The sequence below is a fragment of the Roseateles sp. genome (genome assembly GCF_052436255.1).
Taxonomy (GTDB): Bacteria; Pseudomonadota; Gammaproteobacteria; order Burkholderiales; family Burkholderiaceae_C; genus Pelomonas.
In genome coordinates this window covers 1-7,734 of record NZ_JBQVNP010000190.1, presented here as the reverse complement: position 1 = coordinate 7,734, position 7,734 = coordinate 1, and the positions used below count along the sequence as shown (strand labels likewise).

Below are 7,734 nucleotides of genomic sequence, written 5' to 3'. Positions count from 1 at the left end.
CGGCGCGCGAATAGAGCATGCGCAGCAGGCTGGACAGCGTGGGCGTGCCGCGGTCCAGCGACAGATAGCCCAGGCCCAGCTCGTTGAGCGTCGTGATGCGCGCCAGCATGTCGTGGGCGATGCGCTGGGCGGCGATCAGCTTTTCTTCCGACAGGTTGGGCGTGCGCCGCACGTCGGGCGCGGCCGCATGCGCGTTGCCACCGGCGGCCACGCGCCGGGCCGTGTGCGCCTTCGAGGTCGCACGGCTGACGCCGTGGCCGTGCGCCGCCGCATGCGCCGCCCCGGCCGCCGTGGGGCCGAGCACCGTGGCCAGCTCTTGCAGCGGCATGCGCGACAGCTCGCCGATGTCCAGCCCCTCGAAGGTGACCGACAGCGCCTCGCGCTTGAGCCGTTTGCCCTCGCAGGTGGGGCAGTCGCTGGCCACCATGTAGCGCGACACGCGGCGCTTCATCAGCGCGCTCTGCGTCGTCGCGAAGGTGTGCAGCACGTACTTGCGCGCCCCCATGAAGGTGCCCTGGTAGCTCGGCTCCGTCTTGCTGCGCAAGGCAGCGCGCGTCTCGGCGGGTGTGAAGCCGGCATACACCGGCACGGTCGGCTGCTCGTCGGTGAAGAGGATCCAGTCGCGCGTCTTCTTCGGCAGCTCGCGCCAGGGCCTGTCGACGTCGTGGCCGAGCGTGACGAGGGTGTCGCGCAGGTTCTGGCCATGCCAGGCCGGTGGCCAGGCGGCGACGGCGCGCTCGCGGATGGACAGCGAAGGGTCGGGCACCATGGAGGCCTCGGTCACCTCGAACACGCGGCCCAGGCCGTGGCAGCCGGGGCAGGCGCCCTGCGGCGTGTTGGGCGAGAAGTCCTCCGCATACAGCATGGGCTGGCGGGGCGGGTAGTGGCCGGCGCGCGAATAGAGCATGCGCAGCAGGCTGGACAGCGAGGTGGCGCTGCCCACCGACGAGCGCGCGCTGGGCGTGCCGCGCTGCTGCTGCAGGGCCACGGCCGGCGGCAGGCCGTCGATGGTATCCACCGCCGGCACGCCGACCTGGTCGATCAGGCGGCGCGCATACGGCGCGACGGACTCGAAGTAGCGCCGCTGCGCCTCGGCATAGATGGTCGAGAACGCGAGCGACGACTTGCCGGAGCCGGACACGCCGCTGAACACCACCAGCGCGTCGCGCGGCACGTCGACGTCGACATTCTTCAGGTTGTGCTCGCGGGCGCCGCGCACGCGGACCAGGCCCCGGGGGTCAGCAGAGGAGTTCACGCCATCAACGATGCGTCGAAACGGTCGCGGCACCTGTAGGACAACCGCCTGCAAGGCAGGCGCGGGTGTCAGGCCCCGCGCAGCGCCCGTTTGGCCGACAGCGCCATGAAGACGGCGAACACGACGACGACGACCAGGCCGATGGTCAGCGAGGAGTGCTCGGCGATCAGGCCGATCAGCGGCGGGCCGGCCATCATGCCGAGGTAGCCCACGCCCGACACGGCCGCGATGCCATGCGCCGGCGCCACGCCCGGCACCTGGGCCGCGGCGCTGAACAGCACCGGCACGACGTTGGACAAGCCCAGGCCGACGAGGGCAAAGCCGGTCAGCGCGACGAGGGGCGAATCCAGCGCCAGCGCCAGCACCATGCCGGCGGCGGCCAGCACGCCGCTGGCGCGCATCAGCCGCGTGGGCGAGATGCGGGCGCGCACCCAGTCGCCGCCAAAGCGGCCCGCCGCCATCGCACCGCTGAAGCTGGCGAAGGCCAGCGCCGCGGTGCTGGGCGCACTGCCGCGCTCCTGGTTCATGAAGAGCACGCTCCAGTCGTAGATCGCGCCCTCGGCGATCAGGCCCATGGAGGCCAGCACGCCCAGCAGCAGCAGCGGGCCGCGCGGGATGCTCAGCGGCCGCCGCTCGTCGGCCGCGCCGGGCTCCAGCGGCAGCATGGCGCGGCTGGCGACCAGTACCGCCGCGGCGCCCAGGCCGGTGGCCAAGAACAGGTGGCCTTGCGCCGTGAGGCCGAGCGCCGGTGCCACGCTGCCCAGCCCCGCGCCGGCCATGCCGCCCAGGCTGAACATGCCGTGGAAGCCGCTCATCAGCGGCCGGCCGGACAGGCGCTCGATCTCGGTGGCTTCGACATTGACGGACACGTCCAGCAGGCTGCCGGTGATGCCGAAGGCCAGCATGACGACGAGCAGCCCCGCATAGGACGAAAAGACCAGCAGGCAGGCGACGCTGGCGCAGCAACCCACGCCCATGGTGGCGGCCACGGCAGCCGGGCCGAAACGGCCGATCACGCGGCCGGCCTGGGCCAGCGCCAGCAGCGCGCCGGCACCGCCAGCCAGCATGGCCAGTGCCAGTGCTTGTTCGCCCAGGCCATAGTGGGCCTTGACGGTGGGCACATGCACGCCCCAGGTGGCGAACATCGTGCCGAGGACGAAGAACTGCGTGCGCAGCGCGATGGACGCGCCGGCCAGGGAGGGGTGGCTCACTTGGCGCTGACGGTCACGCGGCTGAAGAAGTCGTAGACGCCCTGGTCGCCCATCTTGCGGGCGTTGGCCAGCTCGCCGCCTTCGGTCGCGTAGAGCAGCTTGCCCTCGGGGGACAGCACGGCCACGGCGGGGATGCCCTTCTTGAGCGGCACGCGGTAGCCCTCGGCGATGTCGACATTGCGGTCGAAGCGACCCACGTCGACCTTGACGACCTTGAAGCTCGCAGCGATCAGCGGCGCGCTCGGACCGGTCTTGAAGCTGGCGTCCAGCATGCGGCAGTCGCCGCACCAGTTGGCGCCGAAGACGACGAGGACGGGCAGCCTGGCCTGCCCGGCCTCGGCCAGCGTGGCGCGTATGGCGGCCTTGGCATCGGCGGCTTCGTCGTAGATGGCTGGCGGGCCGGCGTGGGCGGCCAAGCTGGCGGCAAGGAGCAGGGAGGCGGTCGGCAGGCGCATGGGACGTGGTGGGCTGGAATCGATTCCAGGCAGTTTAGGGCAGAAGAGTTGTTTAGTAAACTGGCGGGCTGCCGATCAAGCCTGGCCTTCGCCGGTCAAGGAGCGCAAAGCCCCGAGCCGCGCCGCCTGCACTGCCTTGCCGATGGCCGGGCCCTGGGCACCGCGGGCCATGGCTTCGGCGCTGACGGCGGCGAGGTCCACTTGCTGCGTCGCGGCCAGGTCGGCCAGCAAGCGTTCGCGCTGCGGGTAGTCGCGGTTCTCCAGGCCCAGTCGGCCGCGTGCATCGCATTCGCAGGCCCACAGCAGCTCGGCGAAGCGATCGGGCCTGCGCCAGGCGTCGCAGCGCGCCAGCAGGCGCAGCCGCGCCTCGGGGCCGAAGCCCGTGCTTTGGTGCACGTGGGTGTGTTCGCGAGCGACGAGCTCGGCCAGCGCGCGGCAGTCGCTTGGCACCTTCCAGCGCTCGCTGACGCCGCGCGCCAGCTTTTCGCTGCGCGCCTCGTGGGCGATGTGGCGCGGCAGCTCTTCCTTGCGCGTCGTGCCCTTGCCGAGGTCGTGGCAAAGGCAGGCATAGCGAACGGTCAGTGGCGCCCCCAGCCGCGCGCACTGGTCCAGCACCATCAACAGGTGGACGCCGGTGTCGACCTCGGGGTGATGGGCCTCGGGCTGGGGCACGCCGAACAGGGCTTGGACTTCGGGCAGCAGCTTGGCCAGCGCGCCGGCTTGGCGCAGCACCTCGAACATCCGCGATGGCTTCTTCTCCATCAATCCGCGCGACAGTTCCTGCCAGACGCGCTCGGCCACCAGCGCGTCCACCTCGCCGGCGGCGACCATCGCGCGCATCAGCTCCACGGTCTCGGGCGCGACCGTGAAGTCAGAAAACCGCGCGGCGAAGCGGGCCAGCCGCAGGATGCGCACGGGGTCTTCGGCAAAGGCCGGCGAGACATGGCGCAGCAGCTTGTCAGCGATGTCGCGCTGGCCGCCGTAGGGATCGACGACCTCGCCATGTTCGTCCTCGGCCATCGCATTGATGGTCAGGTCGCGCCGCGCCAGGTCCTGCTCCAGCGTGACATCGGGCGCCGCGTGGAAGGCAAAGCCGTGATAGCCGGCAGCCGTCTTGCGCTCGGTGCGGGCCAGGGCCACTTCCTCGTGCGTCTCGGGGTGCAGGAAGACGGGGAAGTCCTTGCCGACGGCGAGGTAGCCGGCGTCGAGCAGCGCTTGCGGCGACGCGCCGACGACGACCCAGTCGCGGTCCTGCACGGGCAGTCCGAGCAGGCGGTCGCGCACGGCGCCCCCTACAAGATAGGTCTGGAACTTCTGCATCCGTCGGATTCTGCGGCCACACTGGCGGCATGCAGACCCTGAACGAACACCGCTGTTTCGGTGGCGCCCAGCGCTTTCTCCAGCATGACTCCGCCGAGGTCGGCCTGCCGATGCGCTTCGGCCTTTTCACCCCACCCAGCCCGAAAGCGCTGCTGGTCTTCCTCGCCGGCCTGACCTGCACCGAGGAGACCTTCGCGACCAAGGCTGGCGCGCAGGCCTTGGCTGCGGAGCTGGGCCTGGCGCTGCTGACCCCCGACACCAGCCCGCGCGGCGCGGGCCTGCCCGGCGAGGCCGACCACTGGGACTTTGGCGTCGGCGCCGGCTTCTATCTCGATGCGACGCGCGAGCCGTGGGCGCGGCACTGGCGCATGGCGGGCTGGCTGATGAATGAACTGCTGCCGCTGGTGCAACAGGAGACCGGCCTTGACCGCGTCGGCCTGTTCGGCCACTCCATGGGCGGCCATGGGGCACTGACGCTGGCGCTGCGCCACCCGGGTCGCTTCGCGTCGCTGTCGGCCTTCGCGCCCATCGCCGCACCGATGCGCTGCCCCTGGGGCCGCAAGGCCTTCAGCGGCTATCTGGGTGAGGACCGCGCGGCGTGGGCGGCACACGACGCCACCGAGCTGATGCAGGTCCGGCGCGCGCCGCCCTATCCGGGCGGCATCCTGGTCGACCAGGGCCTGGCCGACAAGTTCCTGGCCGAGCAATTGCATCCGGAGGCCTTCGAGGCCGCCTGCGCGGCCGTAGGCCAGCCGCTGGACATCCGCCGCCACGCCGGCTACGACCATGGCTATTACTTCATCGCCAGCTTCGTCGGCGACCACCTGCGCCACCACGCCAAACAACTGCTTTGACCGGTTCCGCACGGTCGTGCTAAATTGAGGCCATGGAAACCCGCAGCGAACGCGCCGAAACCACGCTGGCCGCCATCGTCGATGCCGCGCTGGCGATGGCCGCTGCTGAAGGCCTGGAGAGCCTGACCATCGGCGAGGTGGCCAAGCGGCTGGGCCTGTCCAAGAGCGGCGTGTTCTCGCGCGTCGGCTCGCGGGAGCAACTGCAGGTGGCCGTCATTCTGGAGTACGACCGGCGCTTTCAGCAGGCCGTGTTCGTGCCCGCGATGAGCAAGCCGCGCGGCCTGCCGCGGCTGGACGACATCATGCGCCGCTGGCTGGCCCGCGCTACCAACGCAGACCGGACGCTGTCCTGTCTCTACACGGCCGGTGCCTTCGAGTACGACGACCGTGAAGGCCCCGTGCGCGATCAGTTGCAGGACGGCGTGCTGCGCATGCGCGCCGCACTGCACCGCACCGTGACGCAGGCCATCGAGGCCGGCCATCTGCAGGCCGACCTCGACGCCGAACAGTTCGTCTTCGAGATGGACGCCCTCTTCACCGGCCTGCTGCGCGACACCCGCTTCCTGCGCGACCCGCGTGTGCATGAGCGCGGCGTCAAGGCCTGGGAGCGCATGCTGGCCGCCGCCGGCGCGTCCAGAACGCCCAGAACCCCCGCAATCACGGGCTGATTTTTTTGCCAACACATCGCACGGTCGTGCGAAATATGGAGCGACTATGACCATCCACAACCCCGCCGCCGCCTTCTTCGCCTCACCGGCGGCACGCGGCGTTGCCGCGCTGCTGCGCGGCCTGCACCATGTGTCGCCGGCCCTCGGCACGCGCCTGGCCATGGGCCTCTTCTTCACGCCCATGCCCACCAAGTGGCTGGCCCGCTCGCGCGCCGTGCCCCGGCCCTGGCTGGAGCGCCAGCTGCCTTTCGAGGGCGGCCACATCAGTGTGTGGCAGCGCAGTGACATCGAGCCTGGCCGACCCAAGGTGCTGCTGACCCACGGCTGGGCTGGTGATGCGCAGCAGATGCGCCCGCTGGCCGACACGTTGGCCTTCGCCGGCTTCGAGCCCGTGCTGCTGGACCTGCCCGCCCATGGGCGCAGCGGTGGCTGGCGCAGCAACCTGCTGCAGTGGGTGCGGGCGATGTTCGCCGTGACGGCGCGCTTCGGGCCCTGGGACGGCGTCGTCGCGCATTCGCTCGGCGCCATGGCGCTGAGTCACGCGCTGGCTCGTGGCCTGCCGGCCCGGCGCGTGGCACTCATCGCCCTGGCGCCGCCACCCTGGCAATTCCTGCGCTGGTTCGCCGACGCCATGGGCACCGGCGAGGCCCTGGCGACGCGCATGCGCGGGCGCTTCGAGCGGCGTGAGGGCGCTTCGCTGGGCCACTTCGAACCGGCCTGGCTGGCCGAGCGCGTGCTGCAGCCGACGCTGATCGTGCACGACCGCGGCGACGTGACCGCACCGCTGGCGGGCAGCGAGAGGCTGCTGGCGGGCCTGCCCGCCGGCAACCTGCATGTGACCGAAGGCCTGGGCCATCGCCGCCTTCTCAGTGATCCGCGCGTCATGCAGCAGGTCGCCGAGCACCTGGCAAACGCGCGCCCATAACGACGGCTGCGGCTTCCTGCGGCCCCAGTGAAGGCCTGGCTGCCGGGCGGTGCGCTGGCTTCGGCGACCGCAGCCTGGCGCTGCACGACGGCGCGGCGCGGGTCCGCCAGGGCGTGGCCGTCGATGTACGAGAGACGTTCAACGCCGGGTCAGAATCACCTCCACGTACTCGCTCGGAACGACGAGGCTGTCGGCGCCGGCCCGGTTCAGCGTGGCCAGCAGGTCCGTCAGGTCGCGCTCCAGCGCGGCGCCCTGGTCCGGCCCGAGCGTGGCGAAGGCCTTGTGCACCGGGCTGTACCACGTGCGGAAGACATCGATGAAATGGGCCGGCGAGCGGTAGCGGAACTGGAAGTGCCGGCGGGTCAACGCCACATCCTTCACCCCGTCGCCGAACAGCTCCGCCAGGTGCGGCTCCTTGCCCCACAACGACGGTGGCTGTGCACCGGCCGGCGGCGGCACATGGCGGCCGAACACCTTGAACAGCTGGCCGATGAAGCCCTCGGGCGTCCAGTTGGCCAGGCCGATGCGCCCGCCGCGCCGGCAGACGCGCACCAGCTCGGCGGCGGCCTTGGGCTGATCGGGCGTGAACATCACGCCGAACGTCGACAGCACGGCTTCGAAGCTCGCATCGGCAAAGGGCAGGGCCTCGGCATCGGCGGCTGCGGGGCTGACGCAAGCGCAGGCCCACGAGCTGGTCGAGCAGAGCTGCCTGCGCTCATCGGTGCCGGCGGCGCTGCGCCAGCCCGTGCCGCTGATGCTGGCCATCGAGGTCGCGGCGGGCTGATGGATGCGCTGTCTCACACGCTGGGTGTGGTGCGCTTGGTGGGCGCGATCTTCCTGCAGGGCCGGTTCACCGCGCCGTGGTGTTACCAGTCGCCGCATGCGGACATTGCCGCTCCATTGCTGGAGCCGACGGCCGAGCGCGTGGTGATCTTCCACCTCATCACGCAGGGTGAATGCCATGTGACGCTGGAAGGCGCCGAGCCAGTGCGGCTTGCGGCGGGCGACGTCATCGTCTTCCCGCATGGCGACGCGCACTGCATGGC

The 7,734-nt window shown here is 71.1% G+C and carries 8 protein-coding genes and 1 pseudogene; 4 read left to right on the top strand and 5 right to left on the bottom strand.

Going from position 1 to position 7,734, the window contains the following annotated elements:
• The 4 genes and pseudogenes from ACT6S0_RS24990 to ACT6S0_RS24975 all read right to left on the bottom strand — a co-directional run.
• Positions 1–1,255, bottom strand: a pseudogene (locus ACT6S0_RS24990) (excinuclease ABC subunit A); the annotation flags it as partial.
• Between the two features lie 68 nt (positions 1,256–1,323).
• Complete coding sequence (locus tag ACT6S0_RS24985) at positions 1,324–2,466, bottom strand: MFS transporter (protein ID WP_444766458.1); 1,143 nt, start codon at positions 2,464–2,466, stop codon at positions 1,324–1,326.
• Positions 2,463–2,921 (bottom strand): thioredoxin family protein, encoded by a 459-nt coding sequence (locus ACT6S0_RS24980; protein ID WP_444766457.1) that lies wholly within the window; start codon positions 2,919–2,921, stop codon positions 2,463–2,465. The genes ACT6S0_RS24985 and ACT6S0_RS24980 overlap by 4 nt, the downstream gene beginning before the upstream one ends.
• Positions 2,922–2,996: 75 nt before the next feature.
• A complete protein-coding gene (locus ACT6S0_RS24975; protein ID WP_444766456.1) occupies positions 2,997–4,241 on the bottom strand; it encodes a multifunctional CCA addition/repair protein in 1,245 nt (414 codons plus the stop codon).
• 29 nt (positions 4,242–4,270) lie between these two features.
• Between ACT6S0_RS24975 and fghA the strand changes: the two genes are divergently transcribed.
• The 3 genes from fghA to ACT6S0_RS24960 are packed head-to-tail and all read left to right on the top strand — an operon-like array spanning position 4,271 to position 6,688.
• Positions 4,271–5,095: an S-formylglutathione hydrolase gene (fghA, locus tag ACT6S0_RS24970; protein WP_444766455.1), complete on the top strand. Its 825-nt coding sequence runs from the start codon at positions 4,271–4,273 to the stop codon at positions 5,093–5,095.
• 32 nt (positions 5,096–5,127) lie between these two features.
• A complete protein-coding gene (locus tag ACT6S0_RS24965; protein WP_444766454.1) occupies positions 5,128–5,763 on the top strand; it encodes a TetR/AcrR family transcriptional regulator in 636 nt (211 codons plus the stop codon).
• Positions 5,764–5,809: 46 nt separating this feature from the next.
• Positions 5,810–6,688, top strand: coding sequence for an alpha/beta fold hydrolase (locus ACT6S0_RS24960; RefSeq protein ID WP_444766453.1), 879 nt, complete (start codon positions 5,810–5,812; stop codon positions 6,686–6,688).
• Between the two features lie 138 nt (positions 6,689–6,826).
• Here the strand turns inward: ACT6S0_RS24960 and ACT6S0_RS24955 are convergent, their stop codons facing one another.
• The gene (locus ACT6S0_RS24955; RefSeq protein WP_444766452.1) at positions 6,827–7,453 is read right to left on the bottom strand and encodes a class I SAM-dependent methyltransferase; all 627 of its coding nucleotides are present in this window, start codon (positions 7,451–7,453) and stop codon (positions 6,827–6,829) included.
• Positions 7,454–7,471: 18 nt separating this feature from the next.
• Here ACT6S0_RS24955 and ACT6S0_RS24950 point away from each other — a divergent pair.
• A partial coding sequence (locus tag ACT6S0_RS24950; protein WP_444766451.1) for a cupin domain-containing protein occupies positions 7,472–7,734 on the top strand: 263 nt, incomplete at its 3' end.